The sequence below is a fragment of the Streptomyces sp. Tue6028 genome, assembly GCF_002300165.1.
In the GTDB taxonomy this organism is placed as follows: domain Bacteria; phylum Actinomycetota; class Actinomycetes; order Streptomycetales; family Streptomycetaceae; genus Streptomyces; species Streptomyces siamensis.
The window spans coordinates 251767-276751 of sequence record NZ_MLCE01000023.1 but is presented as its reverse complement, the minus strand read 5'-3'; the positions used below and the strand labels follow the sequence as shown (position 1 = coordinate 276751).

Sequence of the window (24985 nt, the reverse complement as noted above, 5' to 3'; positions counted from 1 at the left end):
TCATGAAGATCCACAAGTACGACACCGTCATCGTCGGCGCCGGTGGCGCCGGCATGCGCGCCGCCATCGAGGCGACGAAGCGCAGCCGCACCGCCGTGCTGACGAAGCTCTACCCGACCCGCTCCCACACGGGCGCCGCGCAGGGCGGCATGGCCGCCGCGCTCGCCAACGTGGAGGAGGACAACTGGGAGTGGCACACCTTCGACACGGTCAAGGGTGGTGACTACCTGGTCGACCAGGACGCCGCCGAGATCCTGGCGAAGGAGGCCATCGACTCGGTCCTCGACCTGGAGAAGATGGGCCTGCCGTTCAACCGGACGCCCGACGGGACGATCGACCAGCGCCGCTTCGGCGGCCACAGCCGCAACCACGGCGAGGCCCCGGTCCGCCGCTCCTGCTACGCGGCCGACCGCACCGGTCACATGATCCTCCAGACGCTGTACCAGAACTGCGTGAAGGAGGGCGTGGAGTTCTTCAACGAGTTCTACGTCCTCGACCAGCTGATCACCGAGATCGACGGGGTCAAGCACTCGGCCGGCGTCGTCGCCTACGAGCTCGCGACCGGCGAGATCCACATCTTCCAGGCGAAGGCCGTGATCTACGCGTCCGGCGGCACCGGCAAGTTCTTCAAGGTGACCTCCAACGCGCACACGCTGACCGGTGACGGCCAGGCCGCCGTCTACCGCCGCGGGCTGCCGCTGGAGGACATGGAGTTCTTCCAGTTCCACCCGACCGGCATCTGGCGCATGGGCATCCTGCTGACGGAGGGCGCCCGCGGTGAGGGCGGCATCCTCCGCAACAAGGACGGCGAGCGCTTCATGGAGAAGTACGCGCCGGTCATGAAGGACCTCGCGTCCCGTGACGTCGTCTCCCGCTCCATCTACACGGAGATCCGCGAGGGCCGCGGCTGCGGTCCCGAGGGCGACCACGTCTACCTCGACCTCACGCACCTCCCGCCGGAGCAGCTGGACGCCAAGCTGCCCGACATCACGGAGTTCGCGCGCACCTACCTCGGCATCGAGCCCTACACGGACCCGATCCCGATCCAGCCCACCGCGCACTACGCGATGGGCGGCATCCCGACTAACGTCGAGGGTGAGGTCCTGTCGGACAACACCACCGTCGTCCCGGGTCTGTACGCGGCCGGCGAGGTCGCCTGCGTCTCCGTGCACGGCGCCAACCGCCTCGGCACCAACTCGCTCCTGGACATCAACGTGTTCGGGCGCCGCGCCGGCATCGCCGCCGCCGAGTACTCGGCGAAGGCCGACTACGTCGAGCTGCCGGAGGACCCGGCCGAGCAGGTCGTCGCGCAGGTCGAGCAGCTGCGTGCCTCCACGGGCACCGAGCGGGTCGCGGAGATCCGCCGGGAGCTCCAGGAGTGCATGGACGCCAACGTGATGGTGTTCCGCACCGAGCAGACGATCAAGACGGCGGTCGAGAAGATCGCCGAGCTGCGCGAGCGGTACAGGAACGTCTCGATCCAGGACAAGGGCAGGCGGTTCAACACCGACCTGCTGGAGGCCATCGAGCTGGGCAACCTGCTCGACCTGGCCGAGGTCATGGCCGTGTCCGCCCTCGCCCGCAAGGAGTCCCGCGGCGGTCACTACCGCGAGGACTACCCGAACCGCGACGACGTCAACTTCATGCGCCACACCATGGCGTACCGCGAGGTCGGCGACGACGGCACCGAGTCCATCCGTCTCGACTACAAGCCGGTCGTCCAGACCCGCTACCAGCCGATGGAGCGTAAGTACTGATGGCTACCCCTGTTCTGGACAAGGTCGAGGCGGAGTCCGCCGCCTCTCCCTACATCACCGTCACCTTCCGGATCCGCCGCTTCAACCCGGAGATCTCGGCGGAGGCGGTCTGGGAAGACTTCCAGCTGGAGATCGACCCGAAGGAGCGCGTCCTCGACGGTCTGCACAAGATCAAGTGGGACGTCGACGGCACGCTGACCTTCCGTCGCTCCTGCGCGCACGGCATCTGCGGCTCGGACGCCATGCGGATCAACGGCAAGAACCGCCTTGCCTGCAAGACGCTGATCAAGGACATCAACCCCGAGAAGCCGATCACGGTCGAGCCCATCAAGGGCCTGACGGTCCTCAAGGACCTGGTCGTCGACATGGAGCCGTTCTTCCAGGCGTACCGCGACGTCATGCCCTTCCTCATCACGAAGGACACGAACGAGCCGACGCGTGAGCGTTTCCAGACCGCCGAGGACCGCGAGCGCTTCGACGACACGACCAAGTGCATCCTGTGCGCGGCGTGCACGTCCTCGTGCCCGGTGTTCTGGAACGACGGCCAGTACTTCGGTCCGGCCGCCATCGTGAACGCCCACCGCTTCATCTTCGACTCGCGCGACGAGGCGGGCGAGCAGCGCCTGGAGATCCTCAACGACAAGGACGGCGTGTGGCGTTGCCGCACGACGTTCAACTGCACGGACGCCTGCCCGCGCGGCATCGAGGTCACCAAGGCGATCCAGGAAGTGAAGAGGGCGCTGATCACTCGGCGCTTCTGAATTCCCTTGCGTCACAACTGAATCGAAGGCCCCGTCTCCATCCGGCATACGCCTGGAGACGGGGCCTTCTTCTACGTGGTCGGCCGTATTTCCCGGATGACAGGTCTCTGTCACACTGCCAATTCGGCGACCGGACCTTCGCGGGGGCCGGTGGTACGGGAGGGGGTCCATGAATACCGAAGTGACTTCTGACTACGAACCAGTCGCCTATCCAGTACCGCTGGGACTGGTGAGAGCTTCCGAGACAGCGCTTTTCATCGCATCGCCGCTCCTCGCCGCCGGTTCACTCTCGCTGATCGGAGTCGTCTGCGCGGACGCGGAAAAGATCCGTTTCGCAGGACCCGCGTTGCTGCTCCTCGTCGCGGCCGTCATCGCGCTGCTGTTGAGCATCCAACTCGGCTATCACGCACGCCAATGGATCTATTCGTACGAGGACCTCAAGAACTGGAGCGCCCAGGGGCAACCAAGCCCCGACGCCGTGGGGAAGCAGGCAACGGACTACCAGAAGGGGAGGGAGAAGCTCGAACACGCGGGAATGGCATACAACGCGGGAACCGTCTTCCTCGCTTTCGGCGTCGCGTTCGTCCTCGTCCCCCGCGGCCACAACGACCTTGCGGTATGGCGCTGGTTCGCAACGGCATTTGTCTCGGCGTTCGCGGTCGGGGAGACGGCCTGGATACTCAACACCTATCTGCGCTGGCGCCATTGGCTTCTGCGGTACAGGACCATCAGAGCTCATCGGTCGCTGAAGGAGGTGGACCAGCATGATGCATGACGTGGCTCTTCCCGGCTTGCCGGTGCAGTTGATCCAGTGTCCGCTCTGCGGAAAACGCCCCGACCCGGTGGACGTCTATCCCTACCGTGCGCCGAGCCGTTGGAGGGGGCTGCTGGAGAAAGGCGACAAGGCCGCAGTCATCGAATTCCTCCGAAGGGATCGCGCCTTCTTTCAGCACGGTCTCGTCGAGGGCAAGCGCTGTCCGGCCGACATACTCCCCGGTCCCGGGCTGGACGGACCGCCCACTCGAGAACAGATCACAGCCAGAGTCAGCGCGCTCAAGGAACTCCTCGGTCTCCTGTAGACCTCACAAGGGTTCGCCGTCCCCGTCCCGCGCGTCCCCGTCCCGCTCCACCTGGTGCGAGTAGGGGATGTCGGGTCGCTCCGCACCGGCGAAGAGGGCCGAGATCCCGGCGAAGACGTCCTCCTCGTCCTCCCGCGTGGGCAGCGGGTAGTGGAGCGCTTCCAGCAGATCGAAGCGGTGCAGGTCGTACGCGGCATGCATCAGACCCGCGTACGCCTGCGCGGCGGTCACCGCCCCCTTGTAGGCGACCGCCACCAGGACCAGACCCGCTCCGCACAGCCACCAGTGGGACGGCTCGTCGTACATCGCCGTCGCACCCGCCCCGGTGAGCGCCAGGAACGACCAGCACAGGTTGACCGCACTGTCGAGAGCGTCCCGGGTGGAGCTCAGTACGGCAGCCATGCGGTCCGAGACCTGAAGATAGATGCGCGGCCACGAACTCAGCGTCGTCAGCCCGTACCGTTCTCCGGCACTCAGTTCTCCCGCGCGCAGAGCGTTTCCCAGCGCGGTGGGCAACAGGGCTTCGGGAGGTGGCCAGGCGGCAAGACGGCGATACGCGTCGGCCTGTACCCGCCGACCCGAGTCGCCGCGCGGCGTAGCGTCCACCCGCGCTCTCAGCACCCTCCGGCGTCGCCGCTGCATCCGTACGAGAATGCCCGCGAGCGGCGCCGTGAGTGGCCAGCGGTCCCAGTACCCCTCCAGCACGCGGACCGCCCGGACCTGGAACGGCCGCAGCAACAGACCGAGCAGTGCCGCACCGAGGACGATTCCGGCAACAAGGCCGAGAACCTCTTCGGGACGCTCCGGCACGACCCCGTGCCAATCACTACGCCCATGGAAACTGCGCGCACGCACGAGGGCGACGACACCGGCCACGAACAAGGCGCACGGTGCGAACTGCACCGCCAGCAGCCGACGCACGAAGCCCGCCCTCCCCATACTCCCCTCAGCGCTCTTCAGTATGGGGCTCTACGGCTCACACCTCTCCTCGGCCTCCCGGAAGGCCGGCTTCCCTGCCGAGGACGCCGGCCTCCGGCGGTCACAACTGACTCAGGATCGAAGGATCCGTGATCCCCGTGTCGTCGGCCAGGAGGATCGCCTTGCTGAGGATCACGCCCAGCATGCGGTCGCCCTCGAAGGGGAGGTAGCCGGTCTGGGGGGCTCCCGGGGCGGACTTGGGGACGATACACAGGTACTGGTCGTTCGGGGTCATGAGGATGTTGCCCGAGCCCAGGTGGATCTTGTACGTGTGGCGTTCGCCCCGGACGTGCAGGAAGCGGCCCTCCAGGGTGCAGCGGTCGGCTATCGCCAGGCGCGGGACCAGACGGTCCAGGAGGGCGCGGCGGGTCTCGGCGCTCTGGTTCAGCTCGCCGAAGCCGTACGTCGTCCAGTACTCGCGGAAGCGTCCTCCGGGGCCGCCGTCCTGCCAGGTCGGGTCGTTCCCGACGCTCCCGACGCCGACGAACAGGTCGACGTCGCGCAGGACTTCGGACAGGACGAGGGGCGGGATGTCGGTGAGCGGGACGGGTTCCACCGGCTCCTGCCCGTCCCGCAGCCACATGCGGTACTCGCCGCCGCAGCAGTGCGCCGAGTTCTCCGGGGCGTCGATCGGATAGAAGCGGACCTGGTCGGTGCGCAGGCGCAGATAGCTGCCCGACTCGGTGGTGTCCTCGCCGTACTCCTCGCCGTCGCCCTCGATCCAGTACTCGGCGCGCAGGCCCCACTGGGGCAGGTCGCGTGAGGCGGGCGGCGCCTCGTCGTCGACGCACAGACGGAGCTTGTTGCGCCAGCCCCTGATCGCGGCGAGGGAGTTGAACTGGTGCTGGCGCAGGATGTGCGCCGCGAAACGGTTCGAGTAGGTGCCCGTGGTGCGCTCGGCGTCCGTGAGCAGGTACACCTCGCGGTGGGCCTGCTTGAAGGGCTGGGTGATCTCGTGCCGCTCCAGCCAGTCCCGCCAGGCGACGACCTCGGCGGGCTCGCGGCCGACGGGGTGCCAGAGTTCGACTTCGGAGCCTTCGGTCACGGACTCGTCGGCGAGGGTGCGCAGCTCGCCGTCCGCGAACCCGGCGGGCGTGCCGTCGACGGTCCACAGGAGACGGCGGGCGAGCGTGCCCACCAGAGGATGGTCGAGGTAGCGCTCGCGCCACGGGCCGTACGCCCAGGTGCGCCGGGCGAGGAACTGCCGGTCCAGACGCTCCGCTTGCGCCGACAGCATCCTGTCGATGTCCTTGACCGCCGCCTTCAGCTCCTTGAGCTCCTCGGCGTGGTCGCGCCGCACTGTCGCGGGCACCGCCTTCACGGACTTGCCCGCCGCGTTGCGCCAGCTCAGCACCGCCCGGGAGCCGAGGACGTCGAGCGTCGCGGTGGCCTCGCCGAAACGGTGCACGGCCCTGCCGACCTCGTCGAGGCCGTACGCCGGGACGGCCAGTTCCTCGATCTCCTCCCGGCTCAACCCGAGGGCCGCGGCCCGCGCCTCCAGGGCGCCGTCGAGCAGCTTCGCCGTGTTCTTGTACGTCACCCGGGTGGCGAGCCGGGCGAGTTCGGCGAGCGCGGCCTCGCTGTCGATGCGTGCGAGGGCGACGACCCCGGCGTTGGCGACCTTCGGATTGCGCGGGCCGAGTCCGGCGACCTTCTTCAGGGAGGTCTCGACGAGCGTGCCGAGCGCCCTGGCGGTGTCGGGGTGGGCGGGCAGGAGGGAGAGCAGCCAGGCGAGGCCGCGCAGCGCGTTCGCGTTCCAGGGGTCGTACGCGTTGTTGATGTCCGCCTCCCACGACTTTCGCTCCAGCGGGAGGGTCCGGGGGCGGCCGACGAGGGCGAGCCAGGGCAGCGCGGTGTCGCGGACGCGGTCCGGGCCGAGGGCGTCGATGAGCGCGGCGGCCCGCCTGTCCCATGTGGCGCTGGGCTTGGAGGCGGTGGCGGAGACGGCGTGGGTGAGCAGTGCGTGCCAGGGGTCGTCGGGCCCGGAGAGGTGTTCGATGGCCGTCTCGGCCCACTCCTCCCCGACGTTGAGGACCGGTTCGGTGAGCTTCTTCGCCAGCTCGCCCAGGTCGTGGGAGCGGTACGCGTCCATGGCGGTGCGGCGGAAGACCGCGACGACGGCAGGGGCGAGGGGGCGTCCGGCGGCCAGCTCCGCCTCGGCCAGGACGTCGAGCCGTGCCGCGTACCAGAAGGAGTGCTGCCGGCCGAGTTCGTCGAGCTGCTTGAGACGTTCGGGGGCGAGCCGGTCGCCGGGGAGGTCTCTGGCGAGGATGCCGATCAGCGTCATCGCGTTGCTCTTGGCGACGGACTCCTCCCCGACCGAGTGGTAGCGCGCCACCAGGGCGTCGGCGAGGACCGTCCGCCGCTCGACGGGCAGTTCGCGCAACAGGTCGAGCATCGTCGCCCAGCCGCCGCCCCAGTAGCCCTTGTTCTCCAGGGCGGCCTTGAGGGCCAGGTCGGCGACCTTGCCCATGTTGTCCTCGGCGATCCGGTTGCGGATGCGCTGTTCGTAGGACCGCGTGCCGGTCATGGTCAGCCCCCCACCAGTGCGACGAGCTTCAGGAAGGTGACCTCGGTGCCGAGGACGAGGTCGACCTCCTCGTCGAGGTCGGTCAGCTGCCGGTCCCCGACGAGCACCAGGAAGCCGTTCCCCGCGAAGGCCGCGAGGGCCAGGTCCGTCTGGGCCTGCGGGTCTATCCGCCGGGGCGTGCGCAACGCGTATCCGTTCAGCACGCGCTCGGTGTCCTCGGGCTGCACCAGTCCCTGGAACACCCCCGTCGCACGCGCGTTGTACTCGGCGACCTCCTGGAAGACCCTGCGCCGGATCAGCTCGCGCACCGCGAGCCGCTCCTCGGCGATCTCGACCCCCCAGCCGGCGCTCCGGCCCCCACTCGTCGTCTCGTCGACGAACGTCACCATTCCCATGCCGAAGACCGTACGAGACGCCACTGACAACGGACGGGCCGGAAGTCCCTCATCCCAATGGGTGATCGCGGGCCGGGCCCACGGTCGGCTCTGCTCTGCGGCCGGCCGAGATCCCTAACCTGAGGACATGTCAGATGACGTGTCATACGAACTGCTCGGAATCGACAACGTACTGCTGCCCGTCGGGAACCTCGACGAGGCGGTCCGCTTCTACGAGCTGGCCGGGTTCCCGGTGGCGTTCCGGCTCGACGAGGCCGGGATCGCCGCGTTGAAGGTGGGCGGCGAGACGCCGGGCGTGCTGCTGCGGCTGGACGAGGGGCTGAGCCACCGGCCGCCGCCCTGGGCCGTGCCGCGGGTGTGGCTGGAGGTCCGGGACGCCCGCGCCGCGGCGAGCGCTCTCGCCGCGGCGGGGATCCGACCGCTGGACGCCCCCTTCCCCGTCGCCACCGGATGGACCGTCGAGATCGCCGACCCCTGGGGCAATGTCGTGGGCCTCACGGACTACAACAAGCGGCCCGAACTGGCCCGCGCCGCACGGACGTAGCGGTGGCGCACGGGAGTCCCCGCACATGTGGACCGCACACCCACCTCTCGACTTGAACATGTTCAAAAGGAGGTCTACATTCATTCCCGACAGCGTTTTGAACGCGTTCAAGAAGGGGTGGGGACATGGACCTCACAGTCGTCGCGTACGTCATCTACCTGCTGGTCAGCATCGCGCTGACCGTCTGGGTGGCACGCACCCTGAGCCGCAACGGACGGATCTTCCTGGCCGACGTGCTGCACGGCAACGAGAAGCTCGCCGACGCCGTCAACCATCTGCTGGTGGTCGGCTTCTACCTGGTCAACCTGGGCTTCGTCGCGCTCTACCTGAACCAGGACGAGACGATCGGCAACGCCCGGGAGGTCTTCGAGGCCCTCTCGACCAAGCTCGGCGTCGTCCTGCTCGTCCTCGGGGTCATGCACCTGGGCAACGTCTACGTGCTGAACAAGATCCGGCGCCGCGGCGTGATGGAGCGGGAGCAGCTGCCGCCCGTCGCGCCCACCGGCTGGGTCGCGCCGACGGCCGGGGCGTGACCCCGATGGCCGGCGCCGCCGCCACCGGGGACCGGGACGCCGCGCGCGTCCCGGTCCTCGGGCTCACCGTCCTCTACGACGCGCAGTGCCCGCTGTGCGGCTTCCTCCGCGACTGGCTGGCGCGCCAGCCCTGCCTGGTCCCCCTCCGGTTCGTCCCGGCGGCGTCGGACGAGGCCCGGCAGCGCTTCCCGGAACTCGATCACGCGGCGACCCTCGGCGAGATCACCGTCGTCGGGGACGGCGGACAGGTCTACAAGGGACCCGCCGCCTGGATCGTGACCCTCTGGGCGCTGCGCGAGCACCGGCCGCTCGCGCACCGGCTGAGCACACCGGCCGGCTCCCGGCTGGCGAAGGGTGCGGTCCTCGCCGCCGCGAAGTGGCGCGGGGCCCACGCGAACGGTCAGTGGGCCGGCTCCCCCGACAACGGGCAGTGGACCGGCTCCCCCGACCGCGGCCAGTGGGGCGGCGGCGCCTACCACTGGGGCGACGGATGGCGTTACGACCCGGGCTCGGGGTGGAGGTACGAGCCGCCCGCCTGCGACAGCGGGGCCTGCTCCACGGGGCCCACTCGTTAGGCTCGTCCCCGTGCCAGCACCAACAGACCGCCCCGGTCCCGACGAGAGCCCTGAGAAGGGGTCCGCCAAGAGCCCCGCGAAGAGCGAGCAGACCCGCGCCCTGATCCTGGAGACGGCGATGCGCCTGTTCCAGGAGCGGGGCTACGACAAGACGACCATGCGGGCCATCGCGAAGGAGGCCGGGGTCTCCGTCGGGAACGCGTACTACTACTTCGACGGCAAGGAACACCTGATCCAGGGCTTCTACGACCGGATCGCGGCCGAGCACCAGGTGGCGGTGCGGGAGGTGCTGGACCGCGAGAAGGACCTGGAGGCCCGGATCGGCGGCGTGCTGAAGGCCTGGCTGGACATCGCGACCCCGTACCACGAGTTCGCGGTGCAGTTCTTCAAGAACGCGGCCGACCCGGACAGCCCGCTCAGCCCCTTCTCCCCGGAGTCGGAGCACGCGCGCGTGGAGGCCATCAGCGTCCACCGGGAAGTGCTCGCCGGGGCGAAGACGAAGGTGCCGGAGGAACTGCGGGACGTGCTGCCCGAGTTGCTGTGGCTCTCCCAGATGGGACTCGTCCTGTACTGGGTGTTCGACCGCACGGAAGGACGTGAGCGCAGCTACCGGCTCGCCGAGCGGGGCGCCCGCCTCACCGCGCGCGGAGTCTCCCTGGCCCGCTTCCGCGTCCTGCGGCCGCTCGTCCTCGAGGTGCACGAGCTGTTCACGGACTTCCTGCCCGGCATGACCAAGGCGCTGCCCGACCCGTCGAAGCCGAAGAAGAAGGGCTAGCGACCGGGCCCGTGCCCGCAGCAGGGGGCACGGGCACGGGCCCGGTCGCCGTCAGGTACCGCGGCCGTTCAGTTGACCGCGTCCACCTCCCCCTGCAGCAGTTCCACGTCGTGCACGAGCGGTTCGTCGGACACCACCACGTGGTGCGCCCGCGCCCCGTACGACGGAGCGGTCGCCGAGAGCAGATACGTACCCGGGGCCGGTACCGAGACGATGTACGAACCGTCCGCCAGTGACGTCACCCGGTCCAGCTGGCGTCCGCCCTTGGACAGCAGTGTGAGGACCGCGCCGTCGACCGCCGCACCCTCCGCGTCGCGGACGAAGCCGTGCACCACCGACGCGCTGCCCGCCGCCACGGAGGCGGTGGGCTCGGGCAGTTCCTCCGCCGGCTCCACCGCCAGGTGCGGCAGCCGCTTGTCCAGCCCCGCGGGCAGCCACCAGTTGGCGTTGCCGAGCAGATGCATCGCCGCCGGCACCAGCGCCGTACGCAGGATGAAGGCGTCGAGGGCGACGGCCGCGGCCAGGCCCACCCCCGCCATCGCCGCGCCCGAGTCGCCGCTCAGCACGAAGGCCAGGAACACACAGACCATGATCAGGGCGGCGGAGTTGATGACGCGGCTGGTCTCCGCGAGGCCGACGCGCACGGCGCGCGCGTTGTCCTTCGTATGCACCCACTCCTCGTGCATCCGGCTCACCAGGAACACCTGGTAGTCCATGGACAGGCCGAAGAGCAGCGACAGCATGATGACCGGCAGGAAGGCGTTGATCGGCCCCTCCTTGCCGAGGCCGAGCAGCTCCAGCCCCCAGCCCCACTGGAAGATCGCCACCAGGACGCCGAAGGACGCGGCGGCCGCGATCAGGTTCATCAGCGCCGCCGTCAGCGGCACCACGAGGGAGCGGAAGGCGACCAGCAGGAGCAGGAAGCCGAGGCCGATGATCGTGGCCACGAAGTACGGCAGCCGGTCGCCGGTGATGGTCGCGAAGTCCTTGGAGACGGCCGTCACCCCGCCCACATGGGCCTGGGCCCCCGCCTCCGGGATCACCCGGTCCCGCAGCGTGTCGATGAGCTCGTCGGTCCGCTCCGACTGCGGCGAGGACCTGGGCACCACCTGGATGACCGTCACGCCGTTCGCGGGAGGCAGCGCGGCGGCCCTGGCGACCCCGTCGGTCGCCCGGATGTCCTTGACCAGCGTGTCCGTGTCCCCGCTGGACGCCACCACCTGCAAGGGGCCGTTGAAGCCGGGGCCGAAGCCCTCGGCGAGCAGGTCGTACGCCTTCCGGGTCGTCGTCGACGCGTCGTCGTTGCCCTGGTCGGTGGCGCCGAGCCGCAGGCCGAGGACCGGCAGCGCGAGCACGGCCATGATGGCCACGGCCAGGACGGCGATCGTGCGGGGGCGCCGCTGCACGGTCTGCGACCAGCGGGCCGCCGCGCCGCTCGTGCGCTCCGGCTCGGGCCCCGTCGCGGCGAGTTTGCGCCGCTGACGGCGGCTGAGCACCCGGGTGCCGAGCACGCCGAGGAGCGCGGGCAGCAGGGTGACCGCGGCGAGCACGCTGAAGACGACGGTGAGCGAGGTGCCGATGACGACACCGTCCAGGAAGCGGAGATTGGTGACGAGCATCCCGGCGAGTGCGATGCACACGGTGCCGCCCGCGAACAGCACGGCCCGCCCCGAGGTGTTGAGGGCGGTGACCGCGGACTCCTCCGGGTCCGCGCCGCGCAGGATGCCGCGCCGGTGCCGGGTGACGATGAACAGCGCGTAATCGATGCCGACACCGAGCCCGATCAGGGTGGCGAGCAGCGGGGCGAGGTCGGGCACGTCGGTGACGTGGCTGATCAGCTGGGTGGAGAACAGGCCGGTGCCGACGCCGAAGATCGCGACGCCGATCGGCAGGAGCATCGCGAACAGCGAGCCGAACGCGAGGAACAGCACGACGGCCGCGGCCAGGATGCCGATCATCTCGGCGAGCCCGGTGGGCGGCTCCTGCACCCGCTGGATCGCCTGCCCACCCAACTCGACCTGAAGACCTCCGCGTTCGGCTCCCTGTGCGGTGTCGAGGACATCCTGCACGAGCTCCTTCGGTACGGCGTTGGCCTGCTCGGCGAAGGTGATCTGCGCGTAGGCGATCTTCCCGTCCGAGCTGATCTGCGCCGCGCCCTGCGCGCCGGAGTACGGCCCCGCGACCCCTCCGACTCCCTTCATCCTGCCGATGTCGTCCAGTGCGGGCTGGATACGGGACCGGACGTCCTGGTCCCGGACCGTCCCCTCGTCGACCTTCCACACCACCGTGTCGGTGTCTCCCGCGCTGTCCGGGAAGGCCTTCTCCATCAGGTCGTACGCGCGCTTGGAGTCCGTGTTCGGAAGGGAGAAGACATTCGCGTAGTCCGTGCCCGCGGTGGACGCCGCGAAGCCCAGTCCGAACAGTCCCCCCAGCCACAACAACAGGACCACCAGCCGGTGCCGATAGCACCACCGTGCCAATGCCGTCACGCTCAACGCTCCTTGTTCGTCGGTCGAATCGGTCCGTCGGTCCCCCAGGTCCTGCACCCACCCTCCGTGTCGCGGCGCGCGCGGGGACACGACACGCCCATGACTCTCAAGGAACTCCAAAGCGGGAGCCGCCCCGCGGGACGACGGGCGTACGGATACTGGGGGCATGACCGCTCACGAGGGAGCCACCGTCCTCGTCGTCGAGGACGAGCCGAGCATCGCGGACGTCCTCGCCATCGCCCTGCGCTACCACCGCTTCGAGGTGATGACCGCCGGCACCGTCCGTGAGGCGCTCGCGCTCGCCGAACGCACCCGGCCCGACGCGGCCCTGCTCGACGTGATGCTGCCGGACGGCGACGGCCGGGCGCTCGGCCGTGAACTGCGCGGACGGCGACCGGACCTGGCGATCGTGTTCCTCACCGCGCGGGACGCCCCCGCCGAGATCGTGGGCGCGCTCGGCTTCGGCGACGACTACATCACCAAGCCGTTCAACATCGACGAGGTCGTCGCCCGGATCACCGCCGTCCTGCGCCGCACCCGCTCCGACGACGTCCTGCCGCAGCGTCCGCCGCTGCGCTACGGCGACCTGGAGCTGGACGAGACGACGTACCGCGTCCACCGCTCGGGCCGCACGGTCGAACTCACCCCCACCGAGTACGCCCTGCTGCGCTTCCTCGTCCGCAACGGCGGGCGGATCGTCCCCAAGGAGCAACTCCTGCGCCACGTATGGCAGTACGAGCACTCCGCCGAGTCCACCGTCGTGGAGACCTACATCAGCTACCTGCGGCGCAAGCTCGAACCGCTGGGCCCGCCGCTGATCCAGACCCGGCGGGGCGTCGGCTACGGACTCGCCTGATGATCCGGCTCCCGCCCTACATCCCGCTCCCCCGCTGCCGGCACGGTCTGCGCTCCCTGCGCGGCAAGCTGACCCTCGCGAACGTGGCCCTGCTGGCCCTCGGCATCGTCGTGACGACCGCCGTGAGCCTCATGGGCATGCGGCACTATCTGCTCGACCAGGTCGACGCGGAGCTCGACCAGACGCGGAAGTCGCTGAGCAGCGCCCGGCTCAGCATGCGGGAGATCGACTCGCTGAGCACCCTCGCCTTCATCCGCGACCGGCTCGTCCCCGCGACCGAGCAGTCCCCGAAACCGGACTCGGTCTTCGCCTGGGTCGACGGGAAGGGCAGGGCGGTCTCCCTCGGCGGCTTCGAACCGACCGACACCCAGAAGGCCTTCGCCGACGCAGTGGGCGACCCCGGCGCGCTCGCCCGTGCCGGGGAACCGCACGACGTGACCGTGCGCGGGGACGCCTACCGGGCGACCGCCGCCCGCCTCACCGACGGCACGTACGTCCTGCTCGCCACGTCGACGGAAGGCCTGCACAAAGGCATAGCGAAGGCGCTCCGGCTCGATCTGACCGTCGGCACCCTCCTGCTGGCGCTCCTCGCGGTGCTCACGATGATCGGTGTCAGCCGCCGGATGCGGCCGCTGGAGGACATGGTGGAGACCTCGTCGGCGATCGCCGAGGGAGACCTCACCCGGCGCGTGCCCTCCAGCCACCATCCGACACAGGAGGTCGAGCAGCTGCGGATCGCCCTCAACTCGATGCTCCAGCAGGTGGAATCGGCGTACCGGACGCGCGAGCGCAGCGCGGCCCAGCTGCGCCGCTTCGTCGGGGACGCCTCGCACGAGCTGCGCACCCCGCTGGCCGCCATCCGCGGCTACCTCCAGCTGTACGACAAGGGGATGCTGACGGATCCGGTCGAGCGCCGCAGGGCCTGGGACCGGATGAACGCCGAAGTCGACCGCATGGGACGGCTGGTGGACGAGTTGCTGACCCTGGCCCGCCTCGACCAGCGCCCCGAACTGCGGTTCCGGAACATCGATCTGAGCCGGCTGGTGCGGGACGCCGCCGAGGACCTGCGGGCCCAGCAGCCGGAGCGGCCGGTGACCGTGGGCGCGGACGGAACGCTGCTCGTGCACGCCGACGAGTCGGGGCTGCGGCAGGTGCTCGGCAACCTCGTGGGGAACGTACGCACCCACACGCCCGTCGACGTGCCCGTGCGGCTCGGTGTGGAGCGCGAGGACGGGGTGGTCCGTCTGTGCGTCGCGGACGAGGGACCGGGGCTCGATGAGGAGGACGCCGCCCGCATCTTCGACCGGTTCTTCCGGACCGGGGGCGGGGCGGGCAGCGGGCTCGGCATGGCCATCGTGCAGGGTGTGGTGACGGCGCACGGTGGTGAGGTGGCGGTGCGGACGGCACCGGGCCGGGGGCTGGCGGTGACGGTGACCCTGCCGGTGCGGTGACGGCCCCGCGTACTCCCGCCGCCGACGCGGTGACCTGCTAGAACGGACTTGGGAAGAAGCTGACCGGGACGATTGAACGCAGGCAGCCACGACGCCGTACACAGGTGAAGGCGGCCCTGACGTCTCCAGCCGGGTCCGCCGCGCCATCACCGGGCTTCGCACGGAAGGACCGCCGGGTTGTCGTCCAACACGAGTTCTCGACAGCTGCCGCACACGGACGAGGAGACTCCGCAGGCGGGGCCGGCGCCGGAGCCGCCCGCGGACACCGCCACCGGGGTCACCACCGCGGCGGGGGACGGTGACACCGCCGGGGCCCCCGCGTCCGAGGGCGGCGACGTCGCCACGCACGCAGACGGTGAGACCACCGGGAGCGCTGTCGCGTCCGAGGACGACGGCACCCCTCCGGCCGCCCCGGTGGAAGGCCCCGCCACGGCGGACGCCACCGGCAACGACAGCGCCTCGGTCGACGCCGCTCCCGATGAAGGCGACTCGGGGGACGCCACCCCTGGTGACAGCGACGCGGCCGAAGCCGCCCCCGACGACAGCGACGCGGCCGACGCCACCCCTGGTGACAGCGACGCGGCCGAGGCCGCCCCCGCTCTCGCCCCTGGGGACGACGAGGCCTCCGACGGTTCGCCGGCGCCCGTCCGCTCCCGATGGCGGTTGCGGCGCGGGCGCGGCTGGCGGCAGAAGCACCCCGTCGCGGCCCGCATCCTGGCGTGGACCCTGACGTTCCTGGCCGCCGCGCTCGTGCTGTTCGCGCTGCTGATGCCGAGCAAGGTGGACAACTTCCGGCCCGCCGAGTTCACCCGCCTCCCGGCGGAGGCGATCTTCGGCGCCGCCGTGCTGATCGTCCTGCCGCGCACCCCGCGGATCGTCGTGGCCGCGCTCGCCGGGCTCGGCCTGGGCGCGCTGACGGTCCTGAACCTCCTCGACATCGGCTTCAACGAGTACCTGGGCCGGGGCTTCAACGTCGTCCTCGACTGGAGCCTGTTCGGCGACGCGGAGGCGTATCTGCGGGACACGATGGGCGGCAGGGGCGCGCTCGCCATCGTCGTCGCCGTCGTGGCGCTGGTGGTCGCCGTGCTCGCCCTGACCGCGCTGGCGGTGGTCCGGCTCGCCAACCTCCTGGCCCGGCACAGCGTCGCCTCGACACGGACGACACTGGTGCTGGGAACCGTCTGGATCACCTGCGCGGCGCTCGGCGTGCAGGTCGCCGACGTACCGATCGCCGCCGACCACACGGCCGCGGTCGTCCAGGACCGTGCCCATCGCGTGCGGGACACACTGCGGGACGAGGCGGCGTTCGCCCGGATCGCCAAGAAGGACGACTTCGCCGACACCCCGCCGGACCAGCTGCTGACCGGGCTGCGCGGCAAGGACATGATGATCACGTTCATCGAGAGCTACGGCCGCAGCGCCATCGAGGATCCGGTCATCGCACCCGGCGTCGACGCGACGCTGACCGCCGAGAACGACAAGCTCCGCAAGGCCGGGTTCGCGGCGAAGAGCGGCTGGCTCACCTCGGCGACGTACGGCGGAAGCAGCTGGCTGGGCCACTCGACCTTCCTCTCGGGCCTGTGGATCAACAACCAGCAGCGCTACCGCACCGTCACCGCGGGCGAGCACCTCACCCTCACCAAGGCCTTCCGCAAGACGGGCGCCTGGGACACGGTCGGCATCATGCCGGGCATCCAGAAGGCCTGGCCGGAAGCCAAGTTCTACGGCCTCGACAAGGTCTACGACTCCCGTGAACTCGGCTACAAGGGACCGAAGTTCAGCTGGTCGACCATGCCCGACCAGTACGCCCTGACCGCGTTCGAGCGCCTGGTGCACGGAAAGAAGCACGACAAGCCGCTGATGTCGGAGATCATCCTGACCTCCAGCCACCAGCCGTGGGCACCGATCCCGAAGACGGTCCCGCAGGACCAGGTCGGCGACGGCTCGGTCTACGACGCCATCGAGAAGGCGGGCAAGAAGCCCTCGGACATCATCACCGACTCCACCAAGTCGAAGCAGGAGTACGGGAAGTCCATCCAGTACTCGGTGACCAGCCTCATCGACTACCTGGTGAAGTACGGCGACAAGAACACCGTGCTGGTCTTCCTCGGCGACCACCAGCCCATCGCCCGGGTCAGCGGCAACCACGCCAGCCGTGACGTCCCCTGCGCGATCGTCGCCAAGGACCCGAAGGTCCTCGACAGGATCGCCGACTGGGGCTGGTCGGACGGGCTGCAGCCCGAACACGACGCCCCGGTGTGGAAGATGAGCTCGTTCCGGGACCGCTTCCTGACGGCCTACGGGTCAACGCCCTCCCCCTGACGGCCCCGACAGACCTCACAGCCGCTCACCCTGCCGGCCGGCCCGCCCGAGGACACCCCGGGCGGGCCGCCGTGTCGTCGGAGGCGGGACGGGCTCACCGTGACACAGGGCGCGGGGCGGTCCCGCGGTGTCCCGTGCGCGGTCAGATCCAGCCCAGCCGCCAGAGCCGGAACACGCCGGTCCCGTCCGACAGGTACTGGCCGCCCCCGACGTCCTCGCTGCTGAGGACGTACTCCTTGCGCTGCCACAGCGGAATCAGCGGGACGTCCTCGGCCACCACGTCCTGCAGCCGCCGGAAGTCGCTCGTCGTGCGGCCGCGGTCCGCGGCCTGCTGCGTGTCCAGGATCAGCTGGTCGACGGCCTTGCTGCTGTAGCCGTTCTTCATGCTGTTGCCGGTGCCGACGAGCTGGGCTCCGAAGGTGTCCGGGTCGGGGTAGTCGGCGACCCAGCCGACCGCCCAGGCGTCCAGCTTCCCCTCCGCGTACCGCTTCTGGAAGTCGGCCCACTCGTAGCCCCGGGTGGTCACCCGGAACAGCCCGCTCGCCTCCAGCTGCCGCTTGAGCTCGGCGGCCTCCGGCCCGGCCGCGCCCCGGCCGCGGCCGTACCCGTAGGTGAAGCGCACGGGCAGCTCGACCCCGGCCTCCTCCAGCAGCTCCCGCGCCTTCTTGCGGTCCGGCTCGGGGTAGGCGTCGAAGAACGACGTCGAGTGCCCGGTGATGCCCGCCGGGATCAGCCCGTACAGCGCGTCTGTCGTGCCCTTGTACGTCCGGCTGACCAGCTCCTCGCGGTTGATGACCGCGGCAATGGCCTGCCGCACCCGCCGGTCGTGCAGCGGCGAGCCCGCCCGCACGTCGAGGACGAGGTTGCGGGTCTCGGCGCTGTCGACCTCCGCGACGCGCTGCCCGGGATCGCTCGGCGAGAGGCGGGCGAGCAGGTCGGGGGGCAGCTGGCGGGCCGCCACGTCGAACTTCTTCGCCTTCCAGCCGTCCGCCAGCGCCTGCGAGGTGCGGTAGTAGCGCAGCACGACGGGCCTGCCGGTCTCGCCGACGGCGCCCTTGTAGCGGGGGTTGGGACGGAGCACGGCACGCTCGTTCTTCGTATACGTCTTCAGGACGTAGGGTCCGGTGCCGTCGGCGCCGGTGTCGGTGCGCAGTGTGCGCTTCGGGTAGCGGTCGCGGTCGACGATCGAACCGGCGGCGGTCGCCACCTTGAACGGGAACGTGGCGTCGGGCGACGACAGATGGAAGGTGACGGTCCGTCCGCTCGCGTCCACCGTGCCGAGGGTGGCGAAGAGCGAGGCGGGGCCCACCTCGGAGTTGATGCGCTTGACCCGCTCGAAGGAGTACTTGACGTCCTCGGCGGTCGCCTTGCGCCCGCTCGGGAAGGTCAGGTCGTCGCGCAGCGTGCAGCGGTACGTCCGCAGGCCGGTGCCCACGAAGCCGCAGGTCCTCGCCGCGTCCGGGACGGGGGCCGCTCCGCCCGGCTCGAACGTCAGCAGCGACTGGAAGACGTTGCTGAACAGCGCCCAGGAGCCGGCGTCATAGCCGCCGGCCGGGTCGAGCGAGGTGACGGCGTCCGTCGTCCCGACCGTGATGGTCCGGTCGTCGTCGTCCTGCGCCGGCAACAGCTGCCAGGCGCCCACACTCACGCCCGCCAGTACGAGCAGCGTCGCCAGAATCCGCATGCGAACAGATCGCATCGGTGCCCTCCCCAGGCCCACCGCGAGTCACTCCCCTAGTGACGCGGATCACCTAACCACAGGTGTTTCGGCCGAGGGAGGGGCTTTGTGAAACCTGGACCGGGCGGATCCGAACGTTCATTTCAGGCCTGTTTCACAGCTGGTCCACAGACTTCTCCGGGGCCCTTTCCGCCCTGCTCCGGAGTCCGTTCCCGCGGGGTCCCGGAACCGGTTCTCACGCCTGCCGGGAGGCCAGTTCGACGACCGTGATGTCCGAGGGCGCGCCCACCCGGGTCGGCGGCCCCCAGGCTCCCGCGCCGCGGGAGACGTAGAGCTGGGTGTCCCCGTAGCGCTCCAGTCCGGCGAGCGTCGGGTTGGCGGCGTCCGCGACGAGGTTCCCGGGCCACAACTGCCCTCCGTGGGTGTGCCCGGAGAGCTGGAGGTCGACCCCGTGGCGCACGGCCTCGTGGATCTGTACGGGCTGGTGGGCGAGGAGCACGCAGGCCCGCGAGGTGTCCCTGTCCCCGAGCGCCCTGCCGAAGTCGGGCCCCTGGCCCTCGCTCTCGCCCTGCACGTCGTTGACGCCCGCGAGATCGAATCCGGCCAGCTCGGTGCGCGCGTTCTCCAGGGGGTGGATGCCCAGCTCCCGCACCTGCCTGACCCACTGTTCGGCGCCGGAGAAGTACTCGTGGTTCCCGGTGACGAAGAAGGCCCCGTGGCGGGCCCGCAGTCCGGCCAGGGGCGCGGAGGCGGGTCCGAGGTCCTTCACACTGCCGTCGACCAGGTCACCGACCACGGCGATGAGATCGGGCTGTGTGGAGTTGATCGTGTCGACGACCTTCTGCGCGAAGCCCCGCCCGAGCACCGGGCCGAGGTGGATGTCGCTGACCACCGCGATCCGGAAGCCGTGCGCGGAACGCGGGAGCTTGGCGAGCGGCACGGTGACCCGCTTCACCGCCGGCCCGCGCAGAACCCCGTACGTCCCGTATCCGACGGTCCCCACGGCCGCGGCGGCGGCTGCGCCACCGACCACCCGCGAGACGAAGAGCCGCCGGGAGGGCCCGGTGGCTCCGGCCGTGTCCGGGGCGGATCCTCCCGCGGCGCCCGGCTCCGCCGCAGGGGTCGGGCCGTCGCCCGGGCCGTCGGTGGACGGCGCGTCGGCGAGGCCCGTGGCGCGAGCACCCGGCTCGGCGCCGGCGCCTTCGGACGCGCCGCGGCCCGGCGCCGAGCCGACGGTGACGTCGCGCGCCCCCGTGACGACCGCGGCCGGTGTCCCGGCGACGGCGGCCCCGTCCTCGGCGGCGGACGACTGCCCGGCCGCGGCGCTCCGCCGGGTGAGCCCCCATCGCGCGAGCGGCCGCAGGACCTCCCCCACCAGGAGCGCCAGCAACAGGTAGAGGGACAGCGCCATCCACAGGAACCCGGGCCACGCCAGCACCTGCTGGAGCCGGAACGGCGCTCCCGCGCGCTCGCTCGCGATCGCGCCGAACATCAGCAGCGGTCCCGCGACGAAGAGCACGGTGCCCGAACGGCGCGCGAGCCCCGGCCCGGACGTGGTGTCCCGCACGAGGCGCCGCCAGGCGTACCAGTGCAGCGCGCCGAAGGCCGCCAGCACGGCGAGACCCACCAGTACGAACACGATCACCACGTCGCGGAGTCCCCCGTCATGACGTCCGGCGCAAAGCGCGTACCCCGCGCAACCCGATGACCCCGACGACCGTCCCCAAGACAAAGGAGACGACGGCGAGCGTCAGGTGCACCCAGAAGTACGCCGTCGGATCGCCCGCGTCGTCGAACGCGAGCCCGCTGCCGTCCTTGTACAGATTCTTGATGAAAGTGACCCAAATGACCCAGCTCCACACCCCGAAGGCGAGCAGGAACCAGGACACGGGGCGGCTGAGCTTCATGGGTTCAGTATCGCCGTCGTCGGCCGGGACCCGGTGTCGGGGTGGGGAGGGTGATGGGACTTCGCGACCGGAGCCCTGTACTTTCTCGACCGTGCCCGCCACCAAAAAGACCGTCAAGCGATCCTTGTTGGTCACTTCAGCCGCTCTGTTGTCCCTTTCACTGACGGCCGCCCCGGCCCTCGCCGACGGATCCCCGTCACCGAGCACCAGCCCGAGCGCCACTCCCCCGGCGGACATGTCGGTCGTCGGCGGCGAACGGCTCGGCCGGCCGGGCACCCAGGTGGATCTCGGCAGCGGCGCCCCCGTCCTGCCCAAGGACCTCACCGCACGCTCCTGGATCGTCGCCGACGCCGAATCCGGTGACGTGCTGGCCGCGCACAACGCGCACTGGCGGCTGCCCCCGGCGAGCACCATGAAGATGCTGTTCGCCGACACGCTGCTGCCGAAGTTCCCGAAGTCCACCGAGCACAAGGTGGTCCCCTCCGACCTGGCGGGCATCGGCTCGGGCTCCAGCATGGTGGGGATAAAGGAGGACGAGACCTACACGGTCCACGACCTGTGGCTCGGCGTCTTCCTGCGCTCCGGCAACGACGCCGTGCACGTGCTGTCCGCGATGAACAACGGCGTCGACCAGACGGTCAAGGACATGCAGGCGCACGCCACCGAACTCCAGGCCCTCGACACGAACGTGGTCAGCCCGGACGGCTACGACGCCAAGGGCCAGGTGTCTTCGGCGTACGACCTGACGCTGTTCGCCCGCTCGGGGCTTCAGAAGAAGGATTTCCGGGAGTACTGCTCGACGGTGCGGGCCGACTTCCCGGGCGAGACGAAGAAGAACAAGAAGGGCAAGAAGAGCCGCGAGTCCTTCGAGATCCAGAACACCAACCGTCTCCTGACCGGCGACAGCGACATCTCCACGTACCAGGGCATCGCCGGGGTCAAGAACGGCAACACCACGAACGCGGGCGCCACCTTCACCGGTGTCGCCGAGCGCGACGGCAAGGTGCTGCTCGTCACGGTCATGAACCCGGAGAAGAACGAACACAACGAGGTCTACAAGGAGACCGCGCGACTGTTCGACTGGGGTTTCCAGGCCGCGGGCAAGATCCAGCCGGTCGGTGAACTGGTGCCGCCGAAGGGCGTCGACACCACCGCGCAGCCGGGTGCGAAGGCGTCCGGCGGGACCGCCGAGGACGACCGCGCGTCCAGCAAGCCGGTGGCGGCCGCCACCGACACCCGGAGCGGTTCGAGCGGCATCGGGATCGCGCTGGCGGTGGCCGGCGGCTTCGTCGTCCTGCTCGCGGCGGGCGTGTTCCTCGTCAACCGCCGGTGGCCGCTGCCCGACCTGATGCGCCGTCGCCGCTGACCGGCGAACGCGCCGCGCCGCCCTTTGCCCCTCCGTCTTCCTGGGCCTCCGGCTCCTGCGGGGGCGGCGCGCCCTCCTCCGCCGGGGACTCCTCGCTCGGCGTCGCCGTCCAGGCGGCGCAGAACAGCAGCAGTTTCGCGGTGAAGTTGATCCACAGCAGCAACGCGATCGGCACGCCGAAGGCGCCGTACATGCTCTTCGAGGCGACACCCCGCATGTAGCCGCTGAGCAGCAGCTTGAGCAGCTCGAAGCCGGCCGCGCCCATCAGCGCGGCGACGATCAGCCGGTGGCGCGGCGGCTCGACGCCGGGCAACAGCGTCAGGAGGTACAGCAGGAGCAGGAACCCGCCGAGCACGGCGACGGCGAACGCTGCCACCTGGAGCACCGTCTCGCCCCAGCCGCTCTCGTCGATGGACAGCCGTCGGGCCGTCCAGCCCACCGTCGTGGACGCGATGGTGGAGGCGGCGATGGTGACGAGCGCCGCGCCGCCGAGTCCGACGAGCACACCCGCGTCCTTGATCTTGCGCAGGACGGGGTTCTCTTCACTGTCCGGCAGCTCCCAGACGGCCCGCAGGCACTCCCGCATCGAGCCGACCCAGCCGATGCCGGTGAACAGCAGGAAGACGCCGGCGATCACTCCGATCGTGGCGGCGTTCTGGACGAGGCCGCTGACGTCCAGCTGGTCGGAGATCCCGGGCACCTGCTCGGCCAGCTTGTCCTGGAGGTCCTTCTGCTGCTGGGTGCTGAGGGTGGCCGCCGCGATCGCCGCGGCGACCGTCAGCAGCGGGAACAGCGCCACGAAGCTGATGAACGTCATGGCCGCGGCGAGCCGCGTCCACTTCACCCGGTCCAGACGCTCGTAGGAGCGCCACGCGTGCGTGGCCATCAGGCGTGTGACCAACGGCCCCACGCCGGGGAGCTTCTTCAGCCAGTCCATGATCCGACTCTGCCCTCACCTCGGAAAACCAATGTTCGGGTACCCCAAAAACGCAGGACAGTGGCGATCGCCATGCCGATTCCGGCCCCCGAGACGGTGTCCGCGCGCTGCGAGGTGAGGCCGAGACCGTAGTGACTGACGGCGATGCACAGCAGTTGGACGAGGGCTCCGGCGATGTTGACCGCGAAGAAGACCGCGTACTGGCGCATGCCGCGCACCGCCGTGTGCCGGTAGGTGCCGAGCGCGTTGCCCGCGTAGGCGACCGAGCAGCCCGCCACGAACGACAGCGCCTTGGCGGTCAGCGGGTCCAGCCCCACGGGTCCGCGCAGCCAGACGAACAGGCCGAGGTCGGTGGCGTAGGCGAGGATTCCGGCGGTGGCGAAGCCGAGCAGCTCCTGGCCGAGCCCCCGCTGGGCGACGCTCACCAGTTGGCCACCGCGAGCCCGTACATCGCCAGCCAGACCAGGCCGATGAGCGCGAGGGCACGGTCGTGCAGGACCACGTCCTCGGGCTCGCCCGCGGTGCCGCGGTCGGCGAAGACGGCGTAGCGCAGGACCGCCAGGATGAAGGCCACCATCGACAGCTGCCGCCACGGGAGCAGGCCGGTGCTCGGCACCCCGCCCTCCTCGAGGGCCCACAGGCAGTAGCCGAGGACGGAGACCCCGGCGGCCAGCTGCCACACGAAGCGGAGATAGCCGGTGGTGTACTCGGTGAGCAACGCGCGCGTGGCGCCCGCTTTCCCGGCCATCTGCACGGCCTCGGAGTAACGCTTCGCCGAGACCATGAACAGCGCCCCGAAGCCGGTGGTGATCAGGAACCAGCGCGAGAGCGGGATGCCGAGGGCGAGCCCGCCGACCATCGCGCGCATCAGGAACCCGGTCGTCACGACGACGAGGTCGACCACCAGGACGTGCTTCAGGCTGACGCAGTACGCCAGTTGCATGCCGATGTACGCGGTCAGCAGCGCGGCGACGGCCGGTGAGCAGAGCACGGCCGCGGCGGCCGGCGCGAGGACCGCGAGGGCGCCTCCGACTGCGTACGCGACCGGGACGGGGACCTGGCCCGCGGCGACCGGGCGGTGCCGCTTGACCGGGTGGGCCCGGTCGGCGTCGGCGTCCCGGGCGTCGTTGATCAGGTACACGGCGGCGGCACAGGCGGTGAACAGCGCGAACACGAGAGCGAGTTGGACGAGCGCATGCTCGGAGAAGAGCCGTCCCGCGGCGGCCGGGGCGGCCACGACGAGCACGTTCTTCACCCACTGGCGGGGGCGAGCGGTCCTGAGCAGGCCGCGGGCCAGACCGCCCAGCCCCCGCTCCGGTGCCGCGACGGCCGGTGTGCGCTCCAGGAGCGCCGTGCGCTCAGCCATGGCCGCCCCCGATCCAGCGGGCGCCCAGCCGGGCCGTCAGGGCCCCCAGGGCGGCGCCCGCGGCGACGTCCGAGGGGTAGTGGACGCCGACGACGAGCCGGGAGAGGCACATCGCGGCGGCGACCGGCGTGGCCACGTACGCGCCGAGCGCGCCGAAGGCGACCGCCGCGGCCGCCGACGAGGAGGCGTGCGAGCTCGGGAAGGAGTGGCGCCCTGCGGTGCGAGCCAGCGGCACCAGGTGGGCGGGGCGCGGGCGGCGCACGATCCGCTTCACCCCCATGCTGGCGAGGTGCGCGGTCGTGGTGAGCGCCGTCGCGCGCAGCCACGCGGCCCGCCGCTCACGGTCGACGGCGGCCCCGGTGAGCCCCGCCGCGAGCCACAGCGCGCCGTGCTCGCCGCTCCAGGACAGGGCGCGCGCGACGGCCGCCACCCGCGGATGTTCCGTACCGCACTCGTGGAGCGCGGCCAGCAGTCGACGGTCCACGTCCTCGCCGAGCCCGTGCGCGTCGTCACGCCGGTGGTCCATGTCGAGCCGTCGGTCCACGTCGTCCCGGTCGTCCCGGTCGTCAAGGTCGTCCATGCGATCTCACTCTTCTAGGGAGTGGCCGCAGAATTACGGCAATCTTGGACGACATCCCATTAATCACCCATTTCGGTGAGGAGCCGTGAGGTAAGGGATGATTCCG

The 24985-nt window shown here is 70.6% G+C and carries 23 protein-coding genes; 12 read left to right on the top strand and 11 right to left on the bottom strand.

Annotated features, from left to right (window positions below; translation table 11 throughout):
- Positions 1 to 2: 2 nt before the first annotated feature.
- From sdhA to BKI49_RS23170, 4 genes are all read left to right on the top strand, one after another.
- Entirely contained in the window at positions 3 to 1757 is a 1755-nt protein-coding gene (gene sdhA, locus BKI49_RS23185; protein ID WP_095936183.1) for a succinate dehydrogenase flavoprotein subunit, read from the top strand.
- Complete coding sequence (locus BKI49_RS23180) at positions 1757 to 2518, top strand: succinate dehydrogenase iron-sulfur subunit (protein WP_095936182.1); 762 nt, start codon at positions 1757 to 1759, stop codon at positions 2516 to 2518. Before sdhA ends, BKI49_RS23180 begins: the two co-directional genes overlap by 1 nt.
- Before the next feature lie 169 nt (positions 2519 to 2687).
- Positions 2688 to 3293, top strand: coding sequence for a hypothetical protein (locus tag BKI49_RS23175; protein WP_143658500.1), 606 nt, complete (start codon positions 2688 to 2690; stop codon positions 3291 to 3293).
- A complete protein-coding gene (locus BKI49_RS23170) occupies positions 3283 to 3597 on the top strand; it encodes a hypothetical protein (RefSeq protein WP_095936180.1) in 315 nt (104 codons plus the stop codon). The genes BKI49_RS23175 and BKI49_RS23170 overlap by 11 nt, the downstream gene beginning before the upstream one ends.
- A gap of 3 nt (positions 3598 to 3600) precedes the next feature.
- Here BKI49_RS23170 and BKI49_RS23165 read toward each other — a convergent pair whose 3' ends face one another.
- From BKI49_RS23165 to BKI49_RS23155, 3 genes are all read right to left on the bottom strand, one after another.
- The gene (locus tag BKI49_RS23165) at positions 3601 to 4407 is read right to left on the bottom strand and encodes a hypothetical protein (RefSeq protein WP_257004918.1); all 807 of its coding nucleotides are present in this window, start codon (positions 4405 to 4407) and stop codon (positions 3601 to 3603) included.
- Positions 4408 to 4636: 229 nt separating this feature from the next.
- Positions 4637 to 7105, bottom strand: a complete 2469-nt coding sequence (locus BKI49_RS23160; protein ID WP_095936179.1) for a DUF4132 domain-containing protein — start codon at positions 7103 to 7105, stop codon at positions 4637 to 4639.
- Between the two features lie 2 nt (positions 7106 to 7107).
- On the bottom strand, positions 7108 to 7500 hold the full coding sequence (locus BKI49_RS23155) for a hypothetical protein (protein WP_095936178.1): 393 nt from the start codon (positions 7498 to 7500) through the stop codon (positions 7108 to 7110).
- 127 nt (positions 7501 to 7627) lie between these two features.
- On the opposite strand from BKI49_RS23155, the gene BKI49_RS23150 reads away from it, so the two are divergent.
- The 4 genes from BKI49_RS23150 (at position 7628) to BKI49_RS23135 (ending at position 9927) form a co-directional block, all read left to right on the top strand.
- Complete coding sequence (locus BKI49_RS23150; RefSeq protein ID WP_095936177.1) at positions 7628 to 8044, top strand: VOC family protein; 417 nt, start codon at positions 7628 to 7630, stop codon at positions 8042 to 8044.
- 125 nt (positions 8045 to 8169) lie between these two features.
- The gene (locus BKI49_RS23145; protein WP_095936176.1) at positions 8170 to 8577 is read left to right on the top strand and encodes a hypothetical protein; all 408 of its coding nucleotides are present in this window, start codon (positions 8170 to 8172) and stop codon (positions 8575 to 8577) included.
- Between the two features lie 5 nt (positions 8578 to 8582).
- Positions 8583 to 9152, top strand: a complete 570-nt coding sequence (locus BKI49_RS23140) for a thiol-disulfide oxidoreductase DCC family protein (RefSeq protein ID WP_095936318.1) — start codon at positions 8583 to 8585, stop codon at positions 9150 to 9152.
- Positions 9153 to 9162: 10 nt separating this feature from the next.
- The gene (locus tag BKI49_RS23135; RefSeq protein WP_095936175.1) at positions 9163 to 9927 is read left to right on the top strand and encodes a TetR/AcrR family transcriptional regulator; all 765 of its coding nucleotides are present in this window, start codon (positions 9163 to 9165) and stop codon (positions 9925 to 9927) included.
- Between the two features lie 68 nt (positions 9928 to 9995).
- Here BKI49_RS23135 and BKI49_RS23130 read toward each other — a convergent pair whose 3' ends face one another.
- Entirely contained in the window at positions 9996 to 12407 is a 2412-nt protein-coding gene (locus tag BKI49_RS23130) for an MMPL family transporter (protein ID WP_095936174.1), read from the bottom strand.
- Between the two features lie 175 nt (positions 12408 to 12582).
- On the opposite strand from BKI49_RS23130, the gene BKI49_RS23125 reads away from it, so the two are divergent.
- From BKI49_RS23125 to BKI49_RS23115, 3 genes are all read left to right on the top strand, one after another.
- Complete coding sequence (locus BKI49_RS23125; protein WP_095936173.1) at positions 12583 to 13272, top strand: response regulator transcription factor; 690 nt, start codon at positions 12583 to 12585, stop codon at positions 13270 to 13272.
- On the top strand, positions 13272 to 14723 hold the full coding sequence (locus BKI49_RS23120; protein WP_095936172.1) for a sensor histidine kinase: 1452 nt from the start codon (positions 13272 to 13274) through the stop codon (positions 14721 to 14723). The genes BKI49_RS23125 and BKI49_RS23120 overlap by 1 nt, the downstream gene beginning before the upstream one ends.
- 177 nt (positions 14724 to 14900) lie before the next feature.
- On the top strand, positions 14901 to 17045 hold the full coding sequence (locus BKI49_RS23115; RefSeq protein ID WP_107469409.1) for a sulfatase-like hydrolase/transferase: 2145 nt from the start codon (positions 14901 to 14903) through the stop codon (positions 17043 to 17045).
- Positions 17046 to 17187: 142 nt separating this feature from the next.
- Here the strand turns inward: BKI49_RS23115 and BKI49_RS23110 are convergent, their stop codons facing one another.
- From BKI49_RS23110 to BKI49_RS23100, 3 genes are all read right to left on the bottom strand, one after another.
- Complete coding sequence (locus BKI49_RS23110) at positions 17188 to 18744, bottom strand: ABC transporter substrate-binding protein (protein ID WP_095936171.1); 1557 nt, start codon at positions 18742 to 18744, stop codon at positions 17188 to 17190.
- A gap of 214 nt (positions 18745 to 18958) precedes the next feature.
- Positions 18959 to 20371 carry a metallophosphoesterase gene (locus tag BKI49_RS23105; RefSeq protein ID WP_095936170.1) on the bottom strand — a complete coding sequence of 471 codons (1413 nt, stop codon included), beginning with the start codon at positions 20369 to 20371 and terminating at the stop codon, positions 18959 to 18961.
- A gap of 16 nt (positions 20372 to 20387) precedes the next feature.
- On the bottom strand, positions 20388 to 20630 hold the full coding sequence (locus tag BKI49_RS23100; RefSeq protein ID WP_028802923.1) for an SCO4848 family membrane protein: 243 nt from the start codon (positions 20628 to 20630) through the stop codon (positions 20388 to 20390).
- Positions 20631 to 20721: 91 nt separating this feature from the next.
- Here BKI49_RS23100 and BKI49_RS23095 point away from each other — a divergent pair, with 91 nt between their 5' ends.
- Positions 20722 to 21996, top strand: coding sequence for a D-alanyl-D-alanine carboxypeptidase family protein (locus BKI49_RS23095; protein WP_373557577.1), 1275 nt, complete (start codon positions 20722 to 20724; stop codon positions 21994 to 21996).
- On the opposite strand, the gene BKI49_RS23090 is transcribed toward BKI49_RS23095, so the two are convergent.
- The 4 genes from BKI49_RS23090 to BKI49_RS23075 are packed head-to-tail and all read right to left on the bottom strand — an operon-like array spanning position 21950 to position 24825.
- Entirely contained in the window at positions 21950 to 22933 is a 984-nt protein-coding gene (locus BKI49_RS23090) for a YihY/virulence factor BrkB family protein (protein ID WP_095936168.1), read from the bottom strand. The genes BKI49_RS23095 and BKI49_RS23090 overlap by 47 nt on opposite strands.
- Complete coding sequence (locus BKI49_RS23085; RefSeq protein ID WP_095936167.1) at positions 22921 to 23358, bottom strand: GtrA family protein; 438 nt, start codon at positions 23356 to 23358, stop codon at positions 22921 to 22923. Before BKI49_RS23085 ends, BKI49_RS23090 begins: the two co-directional genes overlap by 13 nt.
- Entirely contained in the window at positions 23355 to 24299 is a 945-nt protein-coding gene (locus BKI49_RS23080) for a decaprenyl-phosphate phosphoribosyltransferase (protein ID WP_095936166.1), read from the bottom strand. The genes BKI49_RS23085 and BKI49_RS23080 overlap by 4 nt, the downstream gene beginning before the upstream one ends.
- Positions 24292 to 24825, bottom strand: coding sequence for a phosphatase PAP2 family protein (locus tag BKI49_RS23075; RefSeq protein ID WP_095936316.1), 534 nt, complete (start codon positions 24823 to 24825; stop codon positions 24292 to 24294). The genes BKI49_RS23080 and BKI49_RS23075 overlap by 8 nt, the downstream gene beginning before the upstream one ends.
- Between the last annotated feature and the right edge of the window lie 160 nt (positions 24826 to 24985).